The following is a 26,316-nucleotide window of genomic DNA, read 5'->3' as shown; positions in this document are numbered from 1 at the left end:
CGAATCGCGAACGACCCCAAATGTTGGATGAAAAACGGTGTTTACCGCAAAGCGGCGATTGATTTGCCGGGCGCCTGGATTATCAAGGGGTTGGCGTTAACCCCTTGATTCGATCACCATTTTCTGGAATTAAAGAGATAACTGAACGCACGGGTGAACGGAAAATCAGCGAGGCTTAAAGATCTCACCCTGATAAAATTACCAGGGCGAGTTGTGTATAAGAGACAGCCTTCAAGAAGAGGGTTAGGGTGAGGATGGTGTTAACCCTCGTTATGCATCTCTAAGTTTTCCACTTCGTTCTGACGCTGGATCGCTTTCGAATCGTCATTACGCAGTGACTCAAGATACTCAAGGTATTCGTGATCAACATCTTTGGTGACGTAGATACCATTGAATACCGAGCACTCAAACTGAGTGATGTCCGGATTCTCAATGCGAACCGCTTCAATCAGATCGTCCAGATCCTGGAAAATCAAACCGTCTGCACCGATTAGCTGACGAATTTCATCCACTTCACGACCATGAGCAATCAGTTCGTTGGCGCTTGGCATATCGATGCCATACACGTTCGGGAAGCGAATCTCAGGTGCCGCAGAAGCCAGGTAAACTTTCTTCGCACCCGCTTCACGTGCCATCTCGATAATCTGCTCGGAAGTGGTACCGCGCACGATGGAATCATCCACCAGCAGCACGTTTTTATCGCGGAATTCAGCGCGGTTGGCGTTGAGTTTACGACGCACAGATTTACGACGCAGTTGCTGGCCAGGCATGATAAAGGTACGGCCAACGTAGCGGTTCTTCACGAAGCCCTGACGATATGGCTTGTCGAGAATACGGGCGATTTCCAGCGCGATGTCGCAGGAAGTTTCTGGAATCGGGATAACCACGTCGATGTCCAAATCTTCCCACTCACGGGCAATTTTCTCACCGAGTTTTTTACCCATTTCAACGCGAGCGCTGTAAACGGAAATCTTGTCGATGAACGAGTCCGGACGCGCGAAGTAAACGTATTCGAACAGGCAAGGGTTGCTGGTTGGGTTGTCGGCACACTGGCGGGTGAACAACTGCCCTTTCTCAGTGATGTAAACCGCCTCGCCCGGTGCGATATCACGCAGGAACTCAAAGCCCAGTGTATCAAGCGCCACGCTTTCAGAGGCCACCATGTATTCGGTACGGCCATCACCCAAATCACGCTTGCCCATCACCAACGGACGAATACCGTTCGGATCACGGAAAGCCACCATGCCGTGGCCGATAATCATTGCCACACACGCATATGCGCCGCGGATTTGGCGGTTAGTCGCAGCAATGGCAGCAAAAATGTTGTCGGCTTCCAGCGGATAGTTGCGGAAGTTATCCAGCTCGCTGGCGAAAATATTGAGCAGGATTTCGGAATCAGAGGTGGTGTTAATATGACGACGCTTTTCTTCGAACAGCTTTTGGCGCAGTTCGTGCGCGTTCGTCAGATTACCGTTGTGTGCAAGAGTAATGCCGTACGGGGAGTTCACATAGAATGGCTGAGCTTCTGAAGCGCTTGAGCTACCCGCTGTCGGGTAACGCACATGGCCGATGCCCATATTTCCCTGCAAGCGCTGCATGTGAATGGCACCAAATACATCGCTCACCAGACCATTAGCTTTACGCAGACGAAAACAGTTTAAAGCATCAATGGTGACGATGCCTGCGGCATCCTGCCCACGATGCTGAAGCACCGTTAACGCGTCATAAATCGACTGGTTGACCGGCATAAAACCGGCGATACCGACAATACCGCACATGTTGTCTTTTCCTCATTAAGCCACAACCCCCCGATACGATTACCGGGGCAAGAAACTTGACGAGCTTTGCAGATAGTCAAAGAACCATCTGATGATGAAACTGAATTGCGGGATAAGCTGCGACTTTTGCCAGTCGTCACTCTTAGAAAAACCAGTAAACGTATCAAGAAAGAACAGAATGGCGGCGACGATCAGCGCTCCACGTAACGCACCGAAACAGATCCCCAACACCCTGTCTGTACCCGACAGGCCGGTTTTCTCAACCAGTGCGCTAATCACATAATTGACTATCGCACCGACGATGAGTGTCGCGATAAACAGTATCGCGATAGCTATTCCATTACGTACCAGTTCGTCTTCAAAGCCAGTGAACCAGACTGACAGGTAAGTGTAGTAATGACTGGCAACAAAGAAAGCACAACCCCATGTCACCAGCGACAACGCTTCACGCACAAACCCACGAATAACACTAATCAGAGCCGAAAAACCGATGACTCCAATGATGGCGTAATCTATCCAGACCATGAACAAATCTCACGACAAATCGCCCTGACGTCCAGTTCGGGGCGCATTCTAACAGAAAAAGAAAACGTTTGCGTAGGGATTTCCTTCCCTCGCGTAAATAAATAATGGCGTTGAAAAAATGCTCAACGCCATTAAAAGTTTGCCCTAAAACAACCCTCACCCTGGCCCACTCCCTGAGGGAGAGGGGATGAGATCAGTGCCACTTTTCCCCCTCTCCTGGGGGAGAGGGTCGGGGTGAGGGCGACCTGAACTCAAATCGGGCTAATTTCTATCTCGCCGTATAATTCATCACCACACCGTTCAGCCCGGAAAGCGAATTCAGCTCGCCCAGTGAAGACTTAAGCTTGTCTTTCGAGGCATCCGGCCCCACCAGAATACGGGTGACTTTTCCTTGTACCGGTGTTGATGGTGACGTGTAAACACGGAACCCTGCGCCGCGTAGTTTACCAACAATTTCATTCACTTTGTCGGCATTCTTCAATGCACCAAGTTGCACAACGTAAGCTTTCCCGGTTGGTGCTTGTTCGGTCGTCTCTTGCTTCGCAGGCTTTTCTGGCACTGGCGGTTCTTCGTTCATCATCGCCAGGCGCTCTTCCGTTTGAGAAGCCTCGACCTTGCTCTGCGGTTTCTCTACCGGCTTCGGTTTTGGTTTCTCAGCGACGGGCTTCGGTTTCGGCTGTTCACGGGAAACAGGGACTTCATCAATGCCCGCCCCGCTATCACCAGGCAGCGAAGCGATATCCAGCCCTGGCGCTGCCGCCGTACCGGCACGCACTTCTTCAGCTGCACCTTCCGGTGGTTGTGAAGGGAGTGCCTGAGTCGCCGCGGGTAGCATATCTGGCTCATCGGTATCACCTGGTTTTGGAACCAGAGGAATAGCTGCAAACTCATCCTGATAATGCTTTTTCTGACCATCAAGCAACCCTGGCAGGATAATGACCCCCAGTGCGACCAGAATGATGGTTCCGACTAATCGATTTTGAAACTTACTCGCCACCTGCTTTCTCCGCGTCCAGCGCTTCCATTACGTGGGCTACTGTATGAAATGAACCACACACCAGCACGGTATCATTTTCCGTTGCTGCGTTCATGGCAGCATACCAGGCCTCAGCCACTGTGTCGTAGACTTCACCCTGACCGAGATGTTCAATCAGTTGTTCAGCACTCGCACCGCGTGGCCCTTCTAATGGAGCACAATACCAGCTATCGACTTGCGGGGACAAACATGCCAGCGTCCCGGCGATGTCTTTATCATGCAGCATTCCGATGACCGCCAGCACGCGGCCACGTTTCGGCAACTCTGCCAGCCGCCCGGCAAGATAAGCCGCCGCATGGGGATTGTGCGCCACATCCAGAATAACCAATGGCGTTTGCGAAATGACCTGGAATCGCCCTGGTAGAGTCGCCTCTTTAATTCCTTGAATGATAGCGTCATCGCTAACATTCAGCGCGCTTGCGCGCAATGCTGCCAGCGCCGTTGCCGCATTTGGCTGCGGCACCAGTGGCAACGGCAGCCCACTCAACTCGCCCTGCCCGTCTTTGAAGCTCCAGCTATTCTCTTCAACGCTGTAAGACCAGTCCACACCACGGCGCAGCAAATGAGCGCCTTTTTCAGCCGCCACATCAGCGATGGTCTGCGGCATATCCGGCTCACCGACGACAGCAGGTTTTCCACCACGGAAGACCCCGGCTTTTTCACGCCCGATGCTTTCGCGATCTGGCCCCAGCCAGTCAGTGTGATCAAGCGCGATACTGGTGATGACAGCGACATCGGCATCGACGATATTGGTCGCATCCAGGCGCCCGCCCAGACCCACTTCAAGAATCACAACATCAACCGCCAGTTGCTTAAACAGCAACAGGGCCGACAAGGTGCTGTATTCGAAATAGGTCAGTGATGTCTCGCCACGCGCCGCTTCAATCTGCGCAAAGGCCGCCGTGTGGTAAGCCTCGTCCAGCTCTTCGCTTTGTACGCGTACGCGCTCGGTGTAACGCACCAGATGCGGTGAACTGTACACACCAACGCTGTAACCCGCCGCCATCAACACCTTTTCCAGGGTACGGCAAGTTGTGCCTTTGCCATTTGTCCCGGCAACCGTAAACACCGTTGGCGCAGGTTTCAGGACATCAAGCGTAGCCGCCACTTTTTTGACGCGCTCAAGGCCAAGCTCGATGGTTTTAGAATGGAGGTTTTCCAGATAACAAAGCCACGTGGCAAGGGGCGACGTGGCTTGAGGTGTTTGAGTTTTTTCCATGATGCCCGCTCTACGCTACGGTTCAAGAAAAAGGGCAGAACCTGTGCGGCCTGCCCTTATTAACAATCAGGCCTCGTGACCTTCTTCCGGTGCTGCCGGAACCACTAGCGGTTCACGCGGCGCATCAGGATTTGGTGCAGGCTGATTTGTCAGTTTTGCCAGAACGCTTGCCAGTTTCAGACGCATTTCCGGACGGCGAACGATCATGTCGATCGCCCCTTTCTCAATCAGGAACTCACTGCGCTGGAAGCCCGGCGGCAGTTTTTCACGAACGGTCTGTTCGATAACGCGTGGGCCTGCAAAGCCGATCAACGCTTTTGGCTCAGCAATGTTGAGATCGCCAAGCATCGCAAAGCTTGCAGAAACACCACCCATCGTTGGGTCAGTCAGAACCGAAATATACGGCAAACCGCGTTCTTGCATTTTTGCCAGTGCGGCACTGGTTTTCGCCATTTGCATCAGCGACATCAGCGCTTCCTGCATACGTGCACCACCAGATGCGGAGAAGCAAATCATCGGGCAATTATCTTCCAGAGCCTGTTCAACGGCACGCACAAAACGCGCGCCCACAACAGAACCCATAGAACCGCCCATAAAGGCAAACTCAAACGCCACAGCAACAACCGGCATGTTATAGAGCGTGCCTTTCATCACCACCAGCGCATCTTTCTCGCCAGTTTCTTTCTGGGCTGATGCCAGACGATCTTTATATTTTTTGGAGTCTTTAAACTTGAGGATATCTTTTGGCTCAAGTTCACTACCCAACTCAAACAGCGAGCCTTCATCTAACAGGCTGTGCAGGCGATCGCGCGCAGACATGCGCATGTGGTGATCGCATTTTGGGCAGACTTCAAGATTGCGTTCCAGTTCGGCACGGTACAAAACCTGGCCACAGCTGTCGCATTTAGTCCACACCCCTTCAGGGATACTCGCCTTGCGGGTAGGGGTGACGTTGCTCTTATTGAGAATTCGTTCAATCCAGCTCATTGATGACCTTTCTGCTTGAACCTGGTCGATGCCAGTTTTTCTGTGGCAGCAATAGCTGCCCCAGACCATAAATGGTGCTCATTAAAACATAACGGCCCGCGACTTTGGATAAAAAAGTGGTCGAACCGCGCGATGGGGTTACTTTTGTAGGCGTTTAGCCGCATACCTTTGACGGAGAACTTCGATGACACCCGGCAGAATTGACAGGACGATAATCGCCACTATCAGTAATTTCAAGTTTTCCTGCACAATCGGGAAGTTTCCAAACCAGTAACCTGCGTAGGTAAATAACAGTACCCACAGCAACGCACCGGCCACGTTATACATCGCAAAATGACGATAGGACATATGCCCCATCCCGGCGACGAACGGTGCGAAAGTTCGCACAATCGGTACGAAGCGCGCGAGGATAATCGTTTTTCCGCCGTGACGCTCGTAAAAAGCGTGGGTTTTATCAAGATAACTGCGGCGGAAGATTTTTGAATCCGGATTACTGAACAGCTTTTCTCCAAACAACCGCCCGATAGTGTAGTTCACGGCATCGCCAATAATGGCGGCGATGACCATTAAAATCACCATGGTATGGACGTTCAGATCGTTGGTTGGCAAGGCAGCCAGCGTACCGGCAACAAACAATAAAGAGTCGCCAGGCAAGAATGGTGTCACCACCAGGCCGGTTTCACAGAACAAAATCAAAAACAGAATGGCGTAAACCCAAACACCATACTGCGCAACCAACTCCGCCAAATGCACATCAATGTGCAATATAAAATCAATAATAAAGCGGATAAATTCCATAGTTATCTACCTTTTCGACAAGGGTCAGTCAGCTAAAAAAAGTGGACCCATCGGGGGTTTAGGTAACGCAAAATGTTCAGGATAATCAACGCAGACTAAGTACAGACCTTCTGCTTTACCGGTGGCTGCTGCCAGCTTGCGGTCTTTCGCCGCCAGCAATTGCGCCATCCAGTTTTCGTCCTGATTCCCACAACCAATTTCCATCAAGCTGCCAACAATGTTACGCACCATATGATGCACAAATGCGTTCGCTTTGATATCCACCACCACGTATGAGCCATAACGGGTCACGGTGATGTGCATCAGGTTACGCCACGGTGTGCGCGACTGGCACTGCACCGCACGGAACGAGGTAAAATCGTTCTCGCCCAACAGACACTGCGCTGCACGGTGCATCTTATCGGCGTCAAGCGGGTGATAAAAGTGCGTCACACCCTGCCCCATCACAGCCGGACGCAGCCGTTCGTTATAGATGACATAACGGTAGCGACGCGCCGTGGCGCTGAATCGGGCATGGAAATCGTCCGGCACAGCTTTAACCCAACGCACCGCAATGTCTCCAGGTAAATTCGCATTTGCACCCAGAGTCCATGCGGCATCTTTACGATCCATACGGGTTTCGAAATGCACGACCTGACCGGTGGCATGCACACCAGCATCCGTTCGTCCTGCGCAGAACACGTGAATCGGCTCATTCGCCACTTTAGAGAGCGCTTTTTCGAGCTTCTCCTGCACGCTGCGCACTTCGTTCTGGCGCTGCCAGCCATAATATTTACTGCCGTCATACTCAATGCCGAGCGCAATTTTACGCCGCGGTATTTCAGGTAACACGTCGGACATTAGTACATATACTCCTGCACTAATTTTTCAGCTGTTTTCACCGCCATCAACGCGCCACCGAAACGCACGTTATCGGCAACAGACCAGAATTGAATCTGCTCAGGCATACCGTAATCATTATGAATACAACCAATAGAAAGATGTGAGCTGCCGGAAGCATCGGAAACCTGAGTCGGGAACTGCCCTTCTTCAGAAAGCTCGATATCTTCAAACTGGCCAAACGCATCACGCGCTTCTTCAGCGGCCAGCGGGCGCATCGCTTCGAAGTTGACCATTTGTGCGTGACCGTAAAATACCGGAGCCTGAACCATGCTCGCAGAAATCATCACGCCTTCGTCCTGCAACACTTTACGCACTTCATTCACCAGGCGGCGTTCAGCAGGCACGCTGCCTTCCGCATCTGGCACTAATGGCAGCATGTTGAAGGCCAACTGGCGACCAAACAAATCGGTATCTTCGATTGGCAAACCATTCAGCAAACGCGCACTTTGCCCGGCCAGCGCATCGACTGCACTTTTGCCACGCCCAGAAGCCGCCAGTAAATTGGTCACCTGAATGCGCGACAAACCGCCTTGTTCAATCAGCGGTTTCAGCGCGGTCAGCAATTGGCTGGTCAGGCTATCGGCAACAGCCACCAGGTTGCGATTGCGGTATTCACCCAACACAAAAGGATTCACGTCAGGCACCACTAACGGCACATCGTGTTCCATGGCGAACAGGCCGCTGGAGTCAATCACCAGGCAACCGGCGTTAGTGGCTTCTTCTGCGTAACGCGCCGTGGCTTCAACGCCTGCCACGAAGAACGCGAGCTGAACCTGAGTCCAGTCAAATGATTCAGCATCCTGAACCATCACCGTTTTGCCTTCATAACGAATGTTTTCACCCGCGCTATCATTACGCGCCAGGGCATACAATTCACCAACCGGGAACTGGCGTTCGGCAAGCAGTTCAATCACAGCTGCGCCTACGGCACCCGTGGCACCTAAAACGGCAATATTCCAGCCTTCAGACATGTTGGTTTACTCCAGACTTGATAAAACAGCGTCCCACCGGACATTCGCCCGATGGGACAAAGATTAGGGCTAGCGGGTATAAACTGCGCTAAAACCGAGATTTTGCAGTGTTTGTGCCGCAGATTCATCATCACACTGAATATACAGCGATGACCATTCACGGCGTTCCAGGTAGTTTTTGCGTAACTTGTCAAACTCACCAGGTATTCCCGCCACTTTACGCAACGGGGCATCATCGCGGCGCACATCATACACCAGATGAACCAGTCTTTTGAGTGTCGGCTGATCGAGCGGACCATGCAGGGTAATGCGACCGAATTCAGGGGCGGGCAATAAAGTGTCTAACGCCACTTGTTGTTTCTGCCCAATAAACTCACTGAATGCTTCAAACACCTGCGTGGTGCCGCGTGCTTTGCCTTCCAGCGTGTAGCCGGCAATGTGTGAGGTGCCAATATCGACTTTATCGAGCAACGCCACATTGAGGTCTGGCTCTGGTTCCCAGACATCCAGCACCACGCTAAGATCCTGGCCATTTTCCAGACACTTCAGCAGCGCGGCGTTATCGACCACCGGGCCACGACAGGCGTTAATCAGAATGCTGCCTGGTTTAAGGCTTGAGATCAGTTTTTCATCGGCAAGATGCAGCGATTTGTATGGGCCATCTTTGAACAATGGCGTGTGGAATGTCAGCACATCCGCTTCGCGCACCAGCGTTTCCAGCGGCTGGAAATCGCCTGTGTCGCCACGATCCGCGCGAGGTGGATCGCAAAGTAGTGTACGAACGCCGAAGGCTTCAAGGCGTGCCCGCAAGCGTGAACCGACGTTACCGACGCCAACAATCCCCACCGTGCGGTCGGCCAACTCGAAACCATCACGTTCAGCTAACATTAACAGTGAAGAAAAGACGTATTCGACAACGGCGATAGCGTTGCAACCAGGGGCTGCAGAAAACGCGATACCCGCGCGCTCAAGGTAGTTCTCGTCAACGTGGTCAGTACCCGCCGTTGCCGTACCGACAAATTTAATCCCTTTGCCATCAAGCAAATCGGCATTTACTTTGGTGACCGAGCGCACCATTAATGCCTCGGCATCCGCCAGTTCACAGACTGGGATCGGGCGCCCGGGAACAGCAGTCACATCACCAAGGCGACTGAACAATTCGCGTGCATAGGGCATATTTTCGTCAACGAGGATTTTCACTTTACGCTACCTGTTTGTTAAACGTCGAGAATAAGCCCGATAGTGTGCCATAATCTTGCGGCCTGGCATACTTGAGCCGGGGAACGACAAAGGATTTTTAGACTATGCAACCCATTCAAGGGGCGGCTACGCGTCCTTCGGGGGAACCTCCCTCCACACCTTCTGCGGCAGGCGAATTTCCGCTTTCCTCCAAACAACGTACCGTTCTGGAACGATTGATCACGCGAATTGTTGCGCTAAACCAGCAACAAAGTGCTGAAGTGTGGGCGGGACTCAAGCATGATCTCGGGCTAAAAAGTGAAACACCACTGTTGTCGCGCCACTTCCCGGCAGCCGAACAAAATCTTAATCAGCGAGTTAGCGTGGCTCAAACCAGCCACGCCACACGCCAGGTGGTTCAGCAGCTCAGCGAATTGCTGGCGCAGGGCAATAATCGCCAGGCTGTCAGCGACTACATTCGCCAGCAATTTGGCCAGACTGCGCTAAGTCAGCTCACCCCAGAGCAGCTCAAAAGCGTGCTGACGTTATTGCAAAATAACCAACTGGCGATCCCACAACCGCAACAGCGCCAGGCCACCGACCGCCCGCTGCTTCCGGCAGAGCATAACTCGTTAAATAAACAGGTCGCCAAACTGACCGCCGCGACGGGCGAATCCGGAAAATTAATCTGGCAATCGATGCTTGAGCTTTCTGGCGTGAAAACAGGCGAACTGATTCCAGCCAAACACTTCACTTTGCTGACCACCTGGCTGCAAGCGCGCCAGACATTGAGTCAGCAAAATGCGCCTACCCTGCATACCATTCAGGCCGCACTGAAGCAGCCACTGGAACCGGCTGAATGGCAAGAGATGACCGATTACTCCCAGCAACGCTTCCAGGCGACGCCACAGACGTTACTGTCCGCAGCACAAGTGCAGGATATTTTGAATCAGGTGTTTTTAAAGCGGGCGCAACGCCAGCCAGCGGCGCTTGAGACACATCATATTCAGCCTATAGCCAGCCCAATCTGGGCACCGTTTATCGAGCCGATGAAAGTCGTGAGTGCGCGACCAGGCATGGCGCTGGTTGCGCTGGTTGTGGTCATGGCACTGCTGTGGATTGTGTTGTAGTGGTGCGTGATGCTGCCGTGCGGGTGAATGCGCCGTTCATCCTTTTCCGTCAGCCTGCCGTAGCGATCGTAATGGTAAAAACAGTGCGCATCTTCGCTGCGGATGCGCTGCCCGGTGGGGCCGTAGTGGTAACGCTGTGTTCTGCCGTCAAAGCCGCTTTCCTGCGTCAGCCGGTCCAGGGTATCGTAGACAAAGTACATTAAAGGATAATACTACATAATATACGACGCATTAATTAATAGAATCATAATGATATCCTTTTAATTTCATTGCGCCATTAACTATTTCATAGACAAAAACCTCATAAACATTTCTTTTTGTATACTCTGAGATATATGTCAATACAATCTCATTATTACTAAATAAATAATATGATTTTTTTTTACTTTTCAATGTCGATTTTTTGAATACCCCCAAATTTTTATTCTCAGCTTCAGTTAAAACACTTACAAATTGCTCTTCCGTTGCTTCAATTTTAAGTACACTAGATGTTTCGGCATAAATTTCAGCATACTCTTTTTTTTCATACATAGAATGAAATCTATCAACACATTTTTGTGCCAAATCCACATCTATTGGAGTACAGGCGCATACAACGAGCATAATTACTAAAATATTCAAAGATCGCATAAATATTCCTTTTAATTAACCAAGCAGATTTGAGGTGTTTGACAAACAAGGCTTCCTGAATAATAACCAGCGCCGACACCAATACTAGCTGATGTTAAAGGTGAACCTGGATTGTCTAAATCATCCTGTATCGCAATGCCAAATCGTCCAAAAGCCCCACCACTTGCGCCAATCCCACCTGAGCGTCCTACCCCTGTCGACGGTTGAGCACCTGAGGTTGTTACGGTCAGAACTGCTCCAACATTACCTCCTGAACCCATATGTCCACATGCAGCCAGATAGAAGCAAATATCTGAAATCCAATCACCTTTCTTTTTACTAAACGCAACACCAAAGCCAGCATTTCCGCCTAATGTAACAATATCAAGTGATCCTGTTAGATCAATAGAAGTTGTTCCTTCAATTTCATCAACCCAAATTATGTCAAATAGGTTAACCAAACCCAGTGGATCAACCTCCTGCACTGGATTATTCGTATATTTATATAAATTCCCCCCCTCAACCCAATCGGATCCTGGGTAATATACCGCCCCTGCTGCGGGTCATAATAACGATGGCGGTTGTAATACAATCCTGTCTCTTCATCAGCCTGCTGACTCGGCAGACGAATGAGTTGTTGCAGATGATGCGGGTTTTCTTCTGTCAGCTGATTGCCCCATTCATCGTATTCTGCCTGCCAGGTTATCGCTCCTGCTTCATCAATCAGCGCCAGCGGCAGTCCCCGGTGGTCACAGTGGTAAAGATGGATTTTTCTCTCCGGGATGTGTTCCGGCTCCAGTTGGTTTTCCATCTGTTCCACGTTCAGCCCGCACTTCGCCAGCCACTACAGTGCCATAATTAAGTATTAACTGAATTATTTCTCTTTGAGTGTTACAACATGAATATCGTCATAAACTATTTGTTTTATTTTATCCCGACCATCTTCTTTCTTTATTATAAACATCTCATTCAATTCATAATTAGAGTATATCGAATGATAAGTCAATCTTATATTACCATCCCCAATCAATACCTTTACCTGATCGCTTTTTAATAACCTCCCATATTGATAACTTCCAAGCACAGAAGCATTTTTGTTCATAAGGGAAAAATAATCTGACTTTGTCATTGAATCTTTAAATTCTTTAGAAACTATATCTACATAAATTTTTTCAAAATCTTTTAAATTGAATTGCTCGTGAAACGCCTCGACTGTAAGCATTGCATCACGGGAACCTTCATCGCTGCAGCCAATCAATACTTGGGTGCTTAACATAACCCCAACAATATAGAATTTATATTTTCTCATGTTAATTCACTATGCATTTAGTATATTGCTGACAAGTAAGAACACCATTAAAACTCCCACCACCAAGCCCACCTATGCCGATTGCCGATGCATCAAACACGATTCCTTTGGCATAAGTATTCCCTGGATTCCAACCATTAGCACCTATACACATATTGTGATTAGCTTGTGCTACTTCATAGGGTGATGCTCCATTCTGTGTCATTAAAATATCTAAGCTACTAATATTTCTACCATAACCCTCAAACCCTGTACCTAAGTTGATTTGGCTGCTCAACCCCTTCGGATCTCTATATTGAACTGGATTTAGCGGATAAACATAAGCAGTCCACCCACCCCTTAGCCCAATAGGATCCTGGGTAATATACCGCCCCTGTTGCGGGTCATAATAACGGTGGCGGTTGTAGTACAGCCCCGACTCTTCATCCGCCTGCTGCCCCGGCAGCCGGATGAGCTGTTGCAGAGCCTGCGGGTTATCCTCTGACAGCAGGTTTCCCCATTCATCGTATTCCGCACGCCACGCAATAGCTCCCCCTTCATCAATCAGTGCCAGCGGCAGTCCACGGTGGTCGCAGTGGTACAGGTGGAGTTTTCTCTCCGGTGTGTGCTCCGCCTCCAGCTGGCTTTTCATCTGTTCTGCCGTCAGCCCACACTGCATCAGCCACTGGCGGCTTTGTTCACTGACCTGGTCAGTCCGCAGCTCCCGCTCCAGGTTATCCAGCAGGCTCACCAGTTCCGGCCTGAACGCCATCCCTGCATCCTGATGCAGTTTCTCCGCCAAGGTACGACGGGGGGTACGTACAGTTTATCTGTGTACTGAGTAATAGTCCTATTTCAGTTTAATTACATTACCTCGTTTACCTGAATCATCGATATAAAAGCTTTGCAGGCATAAGTCTTTTTTATCATTATAATTGTAGATAAACTCCTCAATTAAAGAGTAGTGTTTATAAGTTGTTCGGTAACTTAAAATTATTTTTTTTGAGTTGATAACATTACTATGCAATAAAGTTGAATGTTCAAACTCACCGAACACCTCCATCTTTCCATTCATAATTGATAGAAATTCATCTCGGGGTGTTGCTTGCTGAAAATCATCACAGGATTCATTGTATATCTTATCTAAATGCTGGCTGTTATAAAGAGATTGAAATAAAGAAACCTTATTTTCAGCTTCCTTCCTTAAAGGTTTATCGTTTTTAAAGATAACACTAAACATGTATCTGAATAATATAAAAGCCATTACAACAATGATCAGTATTGTCAATTTATTTTTGTTCATCATTACCCCAACAACTCTGATAAACATTTTGCATATTGTGAGCAATTACTCAACTCACCGACCCAGGCTCCAATACCAGGACCTACACTTAAAATTCCAGTAAGATTACCCGAGGAGTCTTTTGTTCCTGCAATAGAGAACTTACCCAATAAACCGCCTCCCATCATTGCCCCTTTTGAGTCTGTCTGTCCTGGTGACACACCCGCTTCAGAAACGGAAAGTGATGCTGCAAATCCCATCGCCAGACCAACTCCACTATGGTCGCATTGAGCGTAATACGTACAAACATCTTTATTACCAGAAGCTTTATCATTTGTTCCAACTGCGATTCCCACAACTAAACTCCCCCCACTAAAAACATCCAGTGATATTCCAGCATCAAGTGAAATAGAACCTGATGGGGGTTCATAATATGGTCCATTTGCCGCATCTATTGTTGCCGATGCTTCTTCGTATGACATATAGCCTTTGGAAGCAGCATTTACTGCTGAACCAGCCTCCTTACCAAATGCACCACCAAATGTAATCAGCCCTAATGGATCTACTCCCTTAACTGGATTCAACGGATAAACATACGAATTCATCCCCCCCTTCAGCCCTATCGGATCCTGGGTAATATACCGCCCCTGTTGCGGATCATAATAACGGTGGCGGTTGTAATACAATCCCGTCTCTTCATCAGCCTGCTGGCCCGGCAGACGAATGAGCTGTTGCAGATGATGCGGGTTTTCTTCTGTCAGCTGATTGCCCCATTCATCGTATTCTGCCTGCCAGGCTATCGCTCCTGCTTCATCAATCAGCGCCAGCGGCAGTCCCCGGTGGTCACAGTGGTAAAGATGGATTTTTCTCTCCGGCGTGTGTTCCGGCTCCAGCTGCTTTTCCATCTGCTCCACGCTCAGCCCGCACTGCGTCAGCCACTGGCGGCTCTGGTCACTGAGCTGGCCGCTGCGCAGCTCCCGCTCCAGGTTATCCAGCAGGGTCACCAGCTCCGGCATCAGCACCAGTCCCGCGTCCTGCTGCAGTTTCTCCGCCAGCGTGCGGCGGGTGGTGGTGCTCAGCGCGGCTGTCGCCGTCTCCACCCGCAGCAGGGGCGTAAAACTCCCCGGCAGGTACACCGTCTGGATACGCGATTTATCCGTCTGCGTGGTGGTCAGGCGGTCGCCCTCCTGGCCGTACCACACGCTTTCCGCGGGCTCTGTCGGCACGTACCAGCCGCCATCATATGCCTCTCCCTGCCACACCTGTTTGCGGATGCGGCGGCCCAGCGGATCATAAGCATAACGGCTCTCCGTCAGCATGTTGCCGCTCTGCATCCGGCGGTAATGCGTCAGCCGGTGCTGGTGGTCATAGCCGTAGTGGTGCGTGATGCTGCCGCGCGGGTGGATGCGCCGTTCGTCCTTTTCCGTCAGCCTGCCGTAGCTATCGTAATGGTAAAAACAGTGCGCATCTTCGCTGATGCGGTTAGCCGGCCAGTTCTGCGGCAGTGCCGGGAAGGCCTTCCTGTCCGCCACCCGGTTGCCCGCCGGGTCGCTCAGGGTCAGTTGCGACAGCGTATGCTGCGCGGAGGTTATCTGTGTGCTGAGTAACCGTCCGGCCCCGTCATACCGGTAATCGCGCTGCTCATGCGGCCCGCGGATACCGGTCAGCTGCCCGTCTGCATTCCAGCCGTAATCGCGGTTAAGCTGAGGGAGGCTCAGGTGATGGTGCTGTAACTGCCCGGCGGGGGTCCAGGCCGTCGTCAGTTCATAATCCCCGAAGGTGCGCTGTGTCTCGCGGTGCAGGCGGTCACGGGTGAAGTCCATCAGCGGTGTGTCACCGAACTTCATGCCCGCCAGATACCCGCTGCCGTAGGTCAGCCACGCCACCGGCGGCAGGTTATCCGGCTTAAACCGGTTCATCAGCCCCTGCTCGTTGTACGCCTGTTTCGTTTCATGCTGCCAGAGCAGTGCCTGCGTTGCCGGATCATGCACCGTCTGGCGCTCACTGATAAGCCGCCCCCGGCTGTCATAGCTGTAGTGAACCGCAATCCGCTGGCCGGCGCTGAGATGGCTGATGTCCGCCAGCCAGCCCCGTTCGTTGTAGCCCCACTGTTCTGCCGGTTCGTCATTCACCGTGCGGTGCGTCAGGCGGTCTGCCTCATCGTAATGCCAGTGCGTGACAAGCTGTGTATCTTCGCTGCGGATGAGCTGCCCGGTGGGGCCGTAGTGGTAACGCTGCGTTCTGCCGTCAAAGCCGCTTTCCTGCGTCAGCCGGTCCCGCACATCGTACCCAAAGGTGGTGGTGGCACCGTTCTCGTTTATCAGTGCCGTGACACGCCCGGCCGGGTCGTGCTCAATCCGGCGTGTCAGCCCGCCCTGGGTGGTGCTGACCACGTTACCCCACGCATCATACGCCGTGGTGGTGCGGCGGCCGTCCGGGGACATCACGGCGGTGAGGTCGCCGGCAGCGTTGTATTCATAACGCGTCTGCCTGCCCTGCGCATCCTGCTGACTGACCAGCCGGCCGCGCGCATCGTAAGTCCGGTAGCGGCTGAGGCCTTCTTCCTGATGCACGGCACTCAGTTGCCCGAACCGGTCATATTCATAGCGGGTTTCATCGCCCGAGCAGTCGGTGTACGTCAGAAGCTGGCCGTAGCGACTCCAGCTCATCTGGCGGCTGCCGGTGGCATCGTCGCGGGTGGTCGGATATTCGCTGTGCGGATCATCATAACCATAACGCGTCTGAGTGCCGTCCCGCTGCACTTCGCCGGTCAGCCTGCCGTGCTCATCATAGTCACGCCGGCTTTTCAGGCCGTCCGGGTGAACCGTGCTGGTCAGCTGCTGCTGGCGGTTGTAGTAAAACGCCGTGCGGCGGCCATCCGGGGCGACGGTCTCCGTCAGCTGGCCGCTGCCGGGGCTCAGCCGGTACTGCGTTGTGCGTCCCGCCGCATCCGTCTGCGCCACCAGTCTGCCGGCCGGATCGAACTCGCTGCGGGTGAGGCTGCCGTCGGCAAACTCCTGTTTGACCACCCGTTTCATGCCGCCTTCACCGTCGGTGTGCAGCACCTCGCGGCGGTTCAGGCTGTCGGTGGTGGTGACGCGATTCTGCTCATAGCGGTAGGTGTAGCTTAGCCCTGCGGGGTTGCGCTGTTCCGTCACCCGCCCGTCAGCGTCATAGACATAACGCATCTCCGGGCGACCGGCGTAACGGTGCGCCACCATCCTTCCGGAATGCAGTGCATCATACGTGAAGGCGCGCACGGCGGTGCCGCTGCGGTCGTCCACCCCGGCCAGCTCGCCCCGCGGGGAATAGTGATAGCGCACCAGCGGCTCAGCCGGCAGGTTATCCGGGTAAAGCGGGTCTCGGGTGAGCCACACTTCCGCCAGGCGCACGCCGGTGTCGGTGCCGTAACCGGTGGCAGGCAACGCCTCCGGGAAAGGTGGCTGTTTTTGTTTCCGGGCCTGTTCTGCACGCTGTGCCTGCGTGGTCAGCACCAGCCGGAAGCGGCGGCCTGCGCCATCGGTGACACCGGTGATGTCACCGCTGAATTCACCGGCAACCTCGCGGTGAAAGGTCATCCTGTGCCCGACATTATCCACCAGTCCGGTCAGTATCCGGTACGGCGGCAGCGGCGCGGGCAGCACCTCATCGACGGCGGGGATGCGCTCACACCCGCCGAGCACCCACCACGGCCCCTGCGGGCTGCTGGTGGCGAGGTAGCGATGGGGGCTCAGGCGAAGGTCTTCCGGGAGTGCCCGCCAGAGGGCATACAGCGGGTGGTTATCCTGCAGGGCGGCCACGCCCCCCCGCGCCAGCCAGAGGGATTCACTGCGGCTGAGCGCCACCTCCCCCGGGAACAACGGAGTAAAATGCAGGCTTCTGCCGCCGTTGTCATTGAGTATCAGGGCGTTATCGCGTATCTGCAGATGCACATCAAAAGGCGCTTTCCAGCCGGGGCCAAACACGCCCACCGGTGCCGGCGTCCGGGTCTGATAACTGCTGTAGGTACGGGAAAGCACCAGCGGCAGCGGCCCCGGCAGGGCAAGGTCGGTTTCACCGGGCAGCACCTTGGCCCCCAGCAGCGGGTTCACCGGGTGGCCGGAGGTTCTGCCGCCCGGGCACACCGAGCAGGCCACCCCGGTTGGTGCGCCAATCATCACCCCTGCGGAGCCCTGAACTATCGGGCCGCCCATCGCCGTCATGTCACCCATCCGTGCCGCGGGTTTACCGGTCATACACAAATCCTTCTGTTTACATGAACTGAAAATTGATGGTTACGCGGGGCTGCCGTTCAGAACTGCCGCATGTCCGGCGGCTGGGTGCTGTCCGCCTCCGGTGCTTCCGGCGGATTGTCCGTCAGACCGCAGTTCCAGTTAATCATCAGGGCATCGCCGCTGACGCTCTGCACACCCTGCAGATTAATGGCGGTGCCGTTGAGGAAGATTTTCCCGTCCTTCGTCAGCACCAGCCTCGCCATCCCGCAGCGCAGTTCCAGATGCTCACCTGCGGAATACACCGCCACTTTGCCGGTGCTCTCGGTGCGGTTTTTACCCACCGTGAAGGTGACATTCTCCCCGACGCTGACGTGATACCCCTTACCGACCACCAGCGATTTCTGTATCCCCACCTGTGAGGACTGCGTCAGCGCCACCGAGGTGTTCATCACGCCCCCGACGGTGGTCTGGTAAGCCAGCCCCACGGTCAGCGCGCGGACAATACCCACCGTCTCCGACTGGTTCTGGCCGACGGTGATACTCTGGTTTTGCCCCACGATTTCTTTCTGGTTTTGCACCACCGTCTGCAGCTGGTTTTGCTTCACGGTGATGACCTGGTTGCCACCGATGGTTTCGCTATGGTTGACTTTCACATCGGTGGTGCGGTTATTGAGCACTTCAGTGTCCATGTTCTTCTGCGCATGGAGGTACAGCTGCTCCGCTGAGGTCGCGTCATCAAAGCGCAGTTCGTTAAACCCGCTGCCCTTGTAGGTTTTTGAGCGGAGGGTCATCTGCGTTTTCGTTCCCGGCAGGTCTCCCGGTGAACCGTTAAATTCATGATAAGTCCGCCCCATCACTATCGGCTGGTCCGGGTCACCGTTGAGGAAATCGACTATCACTTCCTGGCCGACACGCGGTATCGCCAGGTGACCAAACCCGGCACCGGCCCACCCCTGCGACACCCGTATCCAGCACGAGCTGTCTTCCGTGCCGCCGTGATAACGGTCCCAGCGGAATTTCACCCGCACCCGCCCGTGTTCGTCGCAGAAAATCTCCTCCCCCGGCGGGCCGGTCACCACCGCACTCTGCGGGCCATCGACTTTCGGTTTGAAGCGCGGGGCCGGACGCCAGGTGCGTGTAGCGGGCATCACACTGAACTGGTTGATGAGGGTGGTGCCCTCGCCGCGACTGCCATGCAGCGCCTGCGGCTGGTCACCGGTCAGGATACTGCTCACCACCTGCCATTCCCGGTTCTGGGCCTTTATCGGGTGACCGGAAAGGGTGAAACGCCCCCCCGGCCATAACGTCGCTGACGTGCTGGTCCCCGTGGCAGTTTCCGCCTGATTGCGGCAGCCCTCGGTTTTGTAACGGGTAAAATCCCGGCCGTGCTGCTCATCCTTGAAACGCCCCGGATAATCATAAATTTCATACTGTGCGCGCTGGCCGTTCAGGCTGTCGGCCTTGTGGTTATACCTCCCCGGCCAGTCCGGTACCTTAAAGGTGTAATCCTGGCTCATGACCGAAGACGGCAGCACGTTCGCTTCGTAACGAAACACGCTGATGCACTCCCTGGTCACGTCCGGGGTATTCGGGTTAAAGGGAAAGGTATTTTCTGCGCGGACCAGGCCAGCTGCGTCATCACACAGCGTCAGTTTCTGCGCCTGCGCTGAGGCGTCATCGAAGAAGCTGATGCCTTCCTCGGCCCACAGTCTTGCCAGAAAATCCAGGTCAGTTTCCCCGTACTGAACGCAGAATTCCCGTGCCGGATGGCTCTCATAAAAGGAGGAGGTCCAGTCCGTGACGCCGTTTTCCGCCAGCAACGTGGCGGTGATGGTTCGGATATCCTGCTGCTGAAAAATACGGAAGTTCTGGCGCAGGCCGCAGCGCCACAGGGGAGGATGAATGCGGAAACGGTAGCGCATCTGCCAGCCGTTGTTCTCGCTCATGCCGAAGGTGGCAATAATGCCGCTGACATGGCGCACGGCGGTGGCACCCTGCCAGACCGTCAGCGTGGCATTCTGCTCGAGTAACTGTTCGGCAGTCTGGCGGAAGGAGTCGCTGGCAACATCGACGTCGAGGATAAAGGAGGAGGAATAATGCTGGCGGAGGAAGAAACTCACCACCGCAAAGGTGTCCGGCTCAAGCCCCGCCACCTGTAGCGTAAAACGCAGTCCTTTTACTGACATAATTCTTCCCTGTGCCGACGCGCTGCCGGACAAATGATAAACATGGTTAACAGGTGAAGAAGAATAAGCAGTCTGTTTTTTTATAGTGTGACCGCGGTCAGTTTTTCAGGTTGAAAATCAGAAAATTGATAAATATATTATTTATATATCAACTATTTAATTAATTTTGCGTATGGTTACCCTAAAGGGATTTACACTGTGAATTAATCGTTCTGACTCAAAGCAAATTGGTGGGGAATAAGAGAAATAAAAACAAATCTACAAGATCTAACTTTTGGAATATTGACTTACAACGATCACTACCTCCATAGGAGATCGTGTAAGGATGGCAAAAAAACGGGGCACCCTTTATGGGCCGATGAAGATAGTGAGTGCGCGACCAGGCATGGCGCTGGTTGCGCTGGTTGTGGTCATGGCACTGCTGTGGATTGTGTTGTAGCAATTTGCCACCCATAACGGGTGGCAGACATTATTTACGGAAAGCGATTAATGTCACGACAATCCCCATGGCCGCAGAAATCGCTCCAGCAAGGAACACCGATGGATAGCCCATCGATGTGGCTAACAGCCCGGTTAGCGGGCCAGCGATACCGTAAGAGATATCCTGAAATGCCGCATAACCGCCGAGTGCTGTGCCGCGCACTTGCGCCGGAACGCGTTTCACGACTTCAACACCCAGCGCCGGGAAGATCAGTGAACAGCCGCAACCGGTGAGCGCCGCGCCCATTAGCGCAACGCTCGCTTCCGGCGCTTGCCATAACAAAACCAACCCGACAGTTTCTATCGCCAGCGAAATCAGAGCCACACGCACACCACCAAAACGGTCTGGCATCCAGCCAAAAAACACACGCATCAGGACAAAAGCGCCACCAAATGCGGTGAGCGTGAAACCCGCCCAGGCCCAGCCTTTAGCAGCAAAGTAGAGCGAAACAAAAGTACCGATAACAGCAAAACCAACACCCTGCAATGCCAGACCGACTCCGGGTTTCCAGATAAGCCCAATCACGGCAAACAGCGCAGGACGCTCACCATTATGCGCCGGTACTGCACGAACGCGCCCATTGAACGCCCAGGCGACCAATGGCAGTGCAATGGTCGACACACCCAACGCGACAAATCCCCAATGGCTATTTAACAACAAACCCAGCGGTGCGCCAGCAGCTAATGCGCCATAAATCGCCATCCCATTCCAGGACATTACTTTGCCGGAACGCGCCGGGCCCACTAAACCCATTCCCCAGGTAAGATTGCCAGTCAGCAGTTGGCTTTCGCCAAAACCGAGAATCAAACGACCGACAATCAGTAACCCGAATTTAGCCATTGCATCAACCGGCAACAATGCTGCCAACAGATAAGCAACTCCCGCAAAGGCGCAGGCACACATGCCTTGTAAGGTCGAGCGCTTTGCACCTTGCTGATCCGCCAGGCGCCCTGCGTAACCACGTGTTAAAACCGTTGCCAGGAATTGAATCCCCACGGCAATCCCCACCATGGTGTTGCCATAGCCGAGTTGGTGGTGCACAAAAAGCGGGATAACAGGCAGCGGTAAGCCAACTGTCATATAGGTAAGAAACACCGCAAAGGTGATATTAAATAAAGACTTATTTCCTGATTTGGTATTTTTTAGCTGAGAATCAATCAATGCAGACATGCTGCTTACTCCATTTATTGCAGAGTAAGGCGAGGAAACCACCACGCCCTTTCCCTCTGAACGTTCAGATTAAGGGTGCGTTGGTTGACGTTGAACGCTTACGCATTATCAAATTGATAATGTTATGGCGAGATAGTGCCTTCAGTGATTGATGCTGTCAATAATTGTAAATGGCAAAAAAAACGGGGCGCCAAAGGCACCCCGTTAGAAATAATCGCTGTTTGCGATGAATTACGCGTTAACTTTGCGCATCACCAGCGTGGCGTTAGTCCCACCGAAACCGAAGCTGTTAGACATAACAGTATTCAGTTGACGCTCGGTAGTTTCAGTCACGATGTTCAGACCAGCAGCCTGCTCATCCAGCTCTTCAATGTTAATGCTTGGCGCGATAAAACCGTGTTCCAGCATCAGCAGAGAGTAGATAGCTTCCTGAACGCCAGCGGCACCCAGAGAGTGGCCAGTCATCGCTTTGGTCGCGGACATAGCTGGTGAGTTGTCACCGAAGACTTCTTTGATTGCGCCCAGTTCTTTCACATCGCCAACCGGCGTAGAAGTCCCGTGGGTGTTCAGGTAGTCAATCGGGGTATCCACACCATGCATTGCCATCTTCATGCAGCGCACTGCGCCTTCGCCAGATGGAGCAACCATGTCTGCGCCATCAGAAGTCGCGCCGTAGCCAACGATTTCAGCGTAGATGTGTGCGCCACGAGCCAGAGCGTGCTCCAGTTCTTCAACTACAACCATACCGCCGCCGCCTGCGATGATGAAACCGTCACGGCTCGCATCATAGGTACGGGACGCTTTGTCCGGCGTTTCGTTGTATTTGGTCGACAGTGCGCCCATTGCATCAAACTCACAGGCCATTTCCCAGCACAGCTCTTCGCCGCCGCCAGCAAAAACGATGTCCTGCTTGCCAAGCTGAATTTGCTCAACAGCATTACCGATACAGTGCGCAGAAGTCGCACATGCGGAGCTGATTGAGTAGTTCACGCCGTGAATTTTGAACGGAGTCGCGAGACATGCGGAAACCGCAGAACCCATCGCTTTGGTCACAACATAAGGACCAACCGCTTTCAGGCCGCGCGGGCTACGCATTGCGTCTGCACCGAACACCTGAGATTTGGAAGAACCACCGGAACCTGCAATCAGGCCAACACGCGGGTTGCTTTGATAAACTTCTTCTTTCAAACCAGCATCTTCAATAGCTTGCTGCATTGAAAGATAAGCATAGACAGAGGCATCGTTCATGAAACGGACAACTTTACGGTCAATCAGGCCGGTGGTGTCCAGTTTAACGTTACCCCACACGTGGCTGCGCATTCCAGAATCTTTGAACTCTTGAGAGAAAGTGATCCCCGAGCGACCTTCACGCAGAGATGCCAGGACTTCCTGCTGGTTGTTACCGATGCTGGAAACAATGCCCAGACCAGTAATCACTGCACGTTTCATTCAATACCTCTTCCACTGCACTATTTAGGATTTCGACAGGCACAATAGCGTACACTTGTACGCCGAACAAGTCCGATCAGACAAAACGGCCTGAAATTTGCGCCGCTTCGCACACATCGTTACTATCCTTTCACTGCCTGCCAGACGAGTAACTTACGTGAAACACTCCCCAATACAATCGGCCAATCTGGGCTTTAACGAAGAGGGTACACCTGTATCCCGAGAGTTCGACGATGTTTACTTCTCTAATGATAATGGACTGGAGGAAACTCGTTATGTCTTTCTTGGTGGAAATCGTTTGTCAGAACGTTTTGCGACCCACGACCGCTCACTGTTTATCGTCGGTGAAAGCGGATTTGGCACTGGACTTAACTTCCTGACTTTATGGGAAGCTTTTGAACAATTCTGCCAAAAACAGCCGAATTCTACCCTACAGCGCCTGCACTTTATTAGTTTTGAAAAATTCCCGCTGACAGCGAAAGATTTACACGCTGCTCATGCGCACTGGCCCGAACTGGCGTCTTTTGCTCAGCAATTGCAGCAGCAATGGCCGCTGCCTGTCGCCGGTTGTCATCGCCTTTTACTGGCTGGCGGACGCGTCACTCTGGACCTCTGGTTTGGGGATATTAACGAGCTAATACCGCAGTTAGATGACACGTTAAATAATCAGGTCGACGCCTGGTTCCTTGATGGTTTTGCCCCGGCAAAAAATCCAGACATGTGGACGCCGCAACTATTTAACGCAATGGCAAAACTGGCTCGCCCAGGTGGCACGCTGGCGACATTCACCTCCGCAGGATTTGTGCGTCGTGGTTTGATTGATGCCGGTTTCACGATGACCAAAAGCAAAGGCTTTGGCCGCAAGCGGGAAATGCTGACGGGAGTGATGGAAAACGCCCTCGAATCGCCACCCCGCGCGCCCTGGTATGCTCGCCCCGCAGCCCGAGGCAACGAAGTCGCGATTATTGGCGGCGGTATTGCCAGCGCCCTGCTGTCACTCGCTTTGCTGCGTCGTGGCTGGCAGGTCACGCTGTACTGCGAAGATAGTGCTCCGGCCCTTGGCGCTTCCGGCAACCGCCAGGGCGCGCTTTACCCGTTGCTCAATACCCACAGCGCCACACTCACCCGCTTTTTCAGCGCTGCATTTACCTTTGCCCGCCGTTTATATGACTCATTGCCAGTAGAGTTTGATTATGACTGGTGTGGCGTCACGCAACTGGGCTGGGACGAAAAGAGCCAGCATAAAATCGAGCAACTGCTGAGCCTCGAATTTCCAGAATTACTTGCCAGAGCGGTGAGTGCCGAAACGGTGGCAGAACTGTGTGGCGTTGAAACAGGCCATGGCGGAGTCACTTACCCGCTCGGTGGCTGGCTATGCCCGGCACAACTGACAGCCGGAGCATTGGCGTGCGCTGAAAAGATGGGATTAAAAACGCATTATCAGCATCGTGTTGAATCCTTAAGCAAGGCATCTGATGCGTGGCAATTAACCTTCGCTGACAACACCGTTCAGCAGCATGCCGCAGTGGTGTTAGCCAACGGCTATAAAATCAATAAATTCCCGCAAACCGAGAAGTTACCGATTTCCGCCGTCGGTGGACAGGTGAGCCATATTCCCACCACGCCATCACTTTCAGAGTTACGCCAGGTGTTGTGTTACGACGGTTATCTGACGCCGCAAAACCCGAGCAATCAGCAGCATTGCATCGGGGCGAGCTATCATCGGGGCGATGAGGAGATGCGCTATAACGATGAAGATCAGCAGCATAATCGCCAGCGTTTGCTTAACTGCCTGCCGGATGTGCAATGGCCTCAGGAAGTCGATGTCAGTGCCGGAGAAGCTCGTTGTGGAGTCCGCTGCGCGTCACGCGATCATATGCCGATGATTGGATCTGTTCCTGACTACAACGCCACACTTGAAGCTTACGCAACGCTGGTTGAAAGCCATGAAAATGCCGAAACCGCACCGGTGTACCCAAATCTGTTTATGCTGGCATCCCTCGGTTCGAGAGGGCTTTGCAGTGCGCCACTGGCGGCAGAGATTCTGGCAGCACAAATGAGTGATGAACCCGTTCCGATGGATGGTGAAACACTGGCAGCGTTAAATCCGAATCGATTTTGGGTGAGAAAATTGCTGAAGGGCAAAGAAGTTAAATAATGGAAGGTTAGCGCCCTCACCCCGGCCCTCTCCCCCAGGAGAGGGAGAAAAGCATACCGAACAGTTCCCTCTCCCTGGGGAGAGGGTTAGGGTGAGGGGGAATATCTTAAAACTTCGCCTGCTGGTACAAATTGTCCCACATACCCAGCACTAAAGACTGGTCACGCGGTGAAAGTTCACCTGCCTGAATAGCTTTTTCCAGGCTGCCGGATACCGCAGTGTGGAGCGCTTCTGGGCTATGGTCTTCACCGTGTTCCAGTTCCGCTACCGCAAGTGTCAGGTGGCCACGCAGATAACCGCTGGCAAACAGCTCGTCATCACTGGCTGTCTCAACCATTTCATCAATTAGCGCCAGTATGCGTGTCTCAAATTCCGCGATCATCGTACTTCCTCTTTTTTTGCAGGTAATTAATTTAAATCTTCCGGCCACGGGAATTGTTCTGCGGCCAGCGGCGGGGTTTTGTAATAGTCCCGCAGTGCTTCAATCAGTTTTGCCGTGCGAGCCGGTATGCCCTCTTGCAGGTAAATCATCACCTGCGCATGCACCCGACGCTGGAAGGCGATTCTGTCCGGGTCGACATCGCCGCTCAGGTTGTCGCAACTGACATTGAACGGGAAGTTGGCTGCCACGCACAGTAACCATTCCTGCGCCTGGGGTTTAACTTCCACATCCTCGAATTTACTTTGTGTCTCGGCATCACGCCCATCAGGGCAATACCAGTAACCAAAATCCACCAGTTCACGGCGCGCTTTGCCAGCGATAAGCCAGTGGGAAATCTCGTGCATCCCGCTGGCGTAATAACCGTGGGCAAACACTACACGGTGATAAGGAATTTCCGCATCTGCTGGAAGATAGATCGGTTCGTCGTCGCCTTTAATCAGACGTGTATTAAAATCGTCTTTAAAGCAGCTATCGAAAATATCGATAAGTTCCTGATAATGGTGTTCTGTTTTTATTGTCATCATTGCTGTTG

General features: G+C 52.9%; 20 protein-coding genes and 3 pseudogenes. 2 read left to right on the top strand and 21 right to left on the bottom strand.

Going from position 1 to position 26,316, the window contains the following annotated elements; translation table 11 throughout:
- Positions 1 to 260: 260 nt before the first annotated feature.
- The 9 genes from purF to pdxB all read right to left on the bottom strand — a co-directional run bounded on the left by purF (position 261) and on the right by pdxB (position 9,396).
- Positions 261 to 1,778 (bottom strand): amidophosphoribosyltransferase, encoded by a 1,518-nt coding sequence (gene purF, locus MNO13_RS06795; protein ID WP_064544769.1) that lies wholly within the window; start codon positions 1,776 to 1,778, stop codon positions 261 to 263.
- A gap of 39 nt (positions 1,779 to 1,817) precedes the next feature.
- Entirely contained in the window at positions 1,818 to 2,303 is a 486-nt protein-coding gene (gene cvpA / locus MNO13_RS06790) for a colicin V production protein (protein WP_064544767.1), read from the bottom strand.
- A gap of 268 nt (positions 2,304 to 2,571) precedes the next feature.
- On the bottom strand, positions 2,572 to 3,300 hold the full coding sequence (dedD, locus tag MNO13_RS06785; RefSeq protein ID WP_121815179.1) for a cell division protein DedD: 729 nt from the start codon (positions 3,298 to 3,300) through the stop codon (positions 2,572 to 2,574).
- Complete coding sequence (gene folC / locus MNO13_RS06780; RefSeq protein WP_241939675.1) at positions 3,290 to 4,558, bottom strand: bifunctional tetrahydrofolate synthase/dihydrofolate synthase; 1,269 nt, start codon at positions 4,556 to 4,558, stop codon at positions 3,290 to 3,292. The genes dedD and folC overlap by 11 nt, the downstream gene beginning before the upstream one ends.
- 66 nt (positions 4,559 to 4,624) lie before the next feature.
- Positions 4,625 to 5,545 (bottom strand): acetyl-CoA carboxylase, carboxyltransferase subunit beta, encoded by a 921-nt coding sequence (gene accD, locus MNO13_RS06775; protein ID WP_064544761.1) that lies wholly within the window; start codon positions 5,543 to 5,545, stop codon positions 4,625 to 4,627.
- 138 nt (positions 5,546 to 5,683) lie between these two features.
- The gene (locus MNO13_RS06770; RefSeq protein ID WP_064544758.1) at positions 5,684 to 6,343 is read right to left on the bottom strand and encodes a DedA family protein; all 660 of its coding nucleotides are present in this window, start codon (positions 6,341 to 6,343) and stop codon (positions 5,684 to 5,686) included.
- A gap of 24 nt (positions 6,344 to 6,367) precedes the next feature.
- Complete coding sequence (gene truA / locus MNO13_RS06765; protein WP_064544755.1) at positions 6,368 to 7,183, bottom strand: tRNA pseudouridine(38-40) synthase TruA; 816 nt, start codon at positions 7,181 to 7,183, stop codon at positions 6,368 to 6,370.
- Positions 7,183 to 8,196, bottom strand: a complete 1,014-nt coding sequence (locus MNO13_RS06760) for an aspartate-semialdehyde dehydrogenase (protein ID WP_133521967.1) — start codon at positions 8,194 to 8,196, stop codon at positions 7,183 to 7,185. The genes truA and MNO13_RS06760 overlap by 1 nt, the downstream gene beginning before the upstream one ends.
- 69 nt (positions 8,197 to 8,265) lie before the next feature.
- Positions 8,266 to 9,396, bottom strand: coding sequence for a 4-phosphoerythronate dehydrogenase PdxB (gene pdxB / locus MNO13_RS06755; RefSeq protein WP_064544751.1), 1,131 nt, complete (start codon positions 9,394 to 9,396; stop codon positions 8,266 to 8,268).
- Positions 9,397 to 9,500: 104 nt separating this feature from the next.
- On the opposite strand from pdxB, the gene flk reads away from it, so the two are divergent.
- On the top strand, positions 9,501 to 10,505 hold the full coding sequence (flk, locus tag MNO13_RS06750) for a flagella biosynthesis regulator Flk (protein WP_064544748.1): 1,005 nt from the start codon (positions 9,501 to 9,503) through the stop codon (positions 10,503 to 10,505).
- 41 nt (positions 10,506 to 10,546) lie between these two features.
- On the opposite strand, the pseudogene MNO13_RS24440 reads toward flk, so the two are convergent.
- The 10 genes and pseudogenes from MNO13_RS24440 to fabB form a co-directional block, all read right to left on the bottom strand.
- Positions 10,547 to 10,699 (bottom strand): annotated as a pseudogene (locus tag MNO13_RS24440) (hypothetical protein); the annotation flags it as partial.
- 37 nt (positions 10,700 to 10,736) lie between these two features.
- Complete coding sequence (locus MNO13_RS06740; RefSeq protein ID WP_241939674.1) at positions 10,737 to 11,135, bottom strand: type IV secretion protein Rhs; 399 nt, start codon at positions 11,133 to 11,135, stop codon at positions 10,737 to 10,739.
- A gap of 11 nt (positions 11,136 to 11,146) precedes the next feature.
- Positions 11,147 to 11,958 (bottom strand): annotated as a pseudogene (locus MNO13_RS06735) (RHS repeat-associated core domain-containing protein); the annotation flags it as partial.
- Between the two features lie 30 nt (positions 11,959 to 11,988).
- Positions 11,989 to 12,423 (bottom strand): hypothetical protein, encoded by a 435-nt coding sequence (locus tag MNO13_RS06730; protein ID WP_241939673.1) that lies wholly within the window; start codon positions 12,421 to 12,423, stop codon positions 11,989 to 11,991.
- A gap of 1 nt (position 12,424) precedes the next feature.
- Positions 12,425 to 13,222 (bottom strand): annotated as a pseudogene (locus tag MNO13_RS06725) (RHS repeat-associated core domain-containing protein); the annotation flags it as partial.
- 30 nt (positions 13,223 to 13,252) lie between these two features.
- Positions 13,253 to 13,705 (bottom strand): sugar tyrosine-protein kinase, encoded by a 453-nt coding sequence (locus MNO13_RS06720; protein WP_133521969.1) that lies wholly within the window; start codon positions 13,703 to 13,705, stop codon positions 13,253 to 13,255.
- A 2-nt stretch (positions 13,706 to 13,707) separates the two neighbouring features.
- The gene (locus MNO13_RS06715) at positions 13,708 to 17,919 is read right to left on the bottom strand and encodes an RHS element core protein (protein ID WP_241939672.1); all 4,212 of its coding nucleotides are present in this window, start codon (positions 17,917 to 17,919) and stop codon (positions 13,708 to 13,710) included.
- Positions 17,920 to 17,975: 56 nt separating this feature from the next.
- Positions 17,976 to 20,084, bottom strand: coding sequence for a type VI secretion system Vgr family protein (locus tag MNO13_RS06710; RefSeq protein WP_241939671.1), 2,109 nt, complete (start codon positions 20,082 to 20,084; stop codon positions 17,976 to 17,978).
- A 469-nt stretch (positions 20,085 to 20,553) separates the two neighbouring features.
- Positions 20,554 to 21,735, bottom strand: a complete 1,182-nt coding sequence (locus MNO13_RS06705; protein ID WP_121815170.1) for an MFS transporter — start codon at positions 21,733 to 21,735, stop codon at positions 20,554 to 20,556.
- A gap of 231 nt (positions 21,736 to 21,966) precedes the next feature.
- Positions 21,967 to 23,184 carry a beta-ketoacyl-ACP synthase I gene (gene fabB, locus MNO13_RS06700; RefSeq protein WP_064544726.1) on the bottom strand — a complete coding sequence of 406 codons (1,218 nt, stop codon included), beginning with the start codon at positions 23,182 to 23,184 and terminating at the stop codon, positions 21,967 to 21,969.
- A 157-nt stretch (positions 23,185 to 23,341) separates the two neighbouring features.
- Between fabB and mnmC the strand changes: the two genes are divergently transcribed.
- The gene (mnmC, locus tag MNO13_RS06695; protein ID WP_241939670.1) at positions 23,342 to 25,342 is read left to right on the top strand and encodes a bifunctional tRNA (5-methylaminomethyl-2-thiouridine)(34)-methyltransferase MnmC2/FAD-dependent 5-carboxymethylaminomethyl-2-thiouridine(34) oxidoreductase MnmC1; all 2,001 of its coding nucleotides are present in this window, start codon (positions 23,342 to 23,344) and stop codon (positions 25,340 to 25,342) included.
- A 106-nt stretch (positions 25,343 to 25,448) separates the two neighbouring features.
- On the opposite strand, the gene MNO13_RS06690 is transcribed toward mnmC, so the two are convergent.
- Positions 25,449 to 25,724: a YfcL family protein gene (locus tag MNO13_RS06690; protein WP_237932059.1), complete on the bottom strand. Its 276-nt coding sequence runs from the start codon at positions 25,722 to 25,724 to the stop codon at positions 25,449 to 25,451.
- A gap of 26 nt (positions 25,725 to 25,750) precedes the next feature.
- Positions 25,751 to 26,305 (bottom strand): elongation factor P hydroxylase, encoded by a 555-nt coding sequence (locus tag MNO13_RS06685; protein ID WP_277881157.1) that lies wholly within the window; start codon positions 26,303 to 26,305, stop codon positions 25,751 to 25,753.
- Between the last annotated feature and the right edge of the window lie 11 nt (positions 26,306 to 26,316).

The organism is Buttiauxella ferragutiae, assembly GCF_022637515.1.
Taxonomy (GTDB): Bacteria; Pseudomonadota; Gammaproteobacteria; order Enterobacterales; family Enterobacteriaceae; genus Buttiauxella; species Buttiauxella ferragutiae.
The sequence above is the reverse complement of the archived record's forward strand: the minus strand, read 5'-3'. Positions and strand labels throughout refer to the sequence as shown.

Bases quoted from the DNA above. Each gene is read 5' to 3' on its own strand.
- purF (WP_064544769.1), bottom strand. From the start codon at position 1,778: ATGTGCGGTATTGTCGGTATCGCCGGTTTTATGCCGGTCAACCAGTCG.
- cvpA (WP_064544767.1), bottom strand. From the start codon at position 2,303: ATGGTCTGGATAGATTACGCCATCATTGGAGTCATCGGTTTTTCGGCT.
- folC (WP_241939675.1), bottom strand. From the start codon at position 4,558: ATGGAAAAAACTCAAACACCTCAAGCCACGTCGCCCCTTGCCACGTGG.
- accD (WP_064544761.1), bottom strand. From the start codon at position 5,545: ATGAGCTGGATTGAACGAATTCTCAATAAGAGCAACGTCACCCCTACC.
- MNO13_RS06770 (WP_064544758.1), bottom strand. From the start codon at position 6,343: ATGGAATTTATCCGCTTTATTATTGATTTTATATTGCACATTGATGTG.
- truA (WP_064544755.1), bottom strand. From the start codon at position 7,183: ATGTCCGACGTGTTACCTGAAATACCGCGGCGTAAAATTGCGCTCGGC.
- MNO13_RS06760 (WP_133521967.1), bottom strand. From the start codon at position 8,196: ATGTCTGAAGGCTGGAATATTGCCGTTTTAGGTGCCACGGGTGCCGTA.
- flk (WP_064544748.1), top strand. From the start codon at position 9,501: ATGCAACCCATTCAAGGGGCGGCTACGCGTCCTTCGGGGGAACCTCCC.
- MNO13_RS06740 (WP_241939674.1), bottom strand. From the start codon at position 11,135: ATGCGATCTTTGAATATTTTAGTAATTATGCTCGTTGTATGCGCCTGT.
- MNO13_RS06730 (WP_241939673.1), bottom strand. From the start codon at position 12,423: ATGAGAAAATATAAATTCTATATTGTTGGGGTTATGTTAAGCACCCAA.
- MNO13_RS06720 (WP_133521969.1), bottom strand. From the start codon at position 13,705: ATGAACAAAAATAAATTGACAATACTGATCATTGTTGTAATGGCTTTT.
- MNO13_RS06715 (WP_241939672.1), bottom strand. From the start codon at position 17,919: ATGACCGGTAAACCCGCGGCACGGATGGGTGACATGACGGCGATGGGC.
- MNO13_RS06710 (WP_241939671.1), bottom strand. From the start codon at position 20,084: ATGTCAGTAAAAGGACTGCGTTTTACGCTACAGGTGGCGGGGCTTGAG.
- MNO13_RS06705 (WP_121815170.1), bottom strand. From the start codon at position 21,735: ATGTCTGCATTGATTGATTCTCAGCTAAAAAATACCAAATCAGGAAAT.
- fabB (WP_064544726.1), bottom strand. From the start codon at position 23,184: ATGAAACGTGCAGTGATTACTGGTCTGGGCATTGTTTCCAGCATCGGT.
- MNO13_RS06690 (WP_237932059.1), bottom strand. From the start codon at position 25,724: ATGATCGCGGAATTTGAGACACGCATACTGGCGCTAATTGATGAAATG.
- MNO13_RS06685 (WP_277881157.1), bottom strand. From the start codon at position 26,305: ATGACAATAAAAACAGAACACCATTATCAGGAACTTATCGATATTTTC.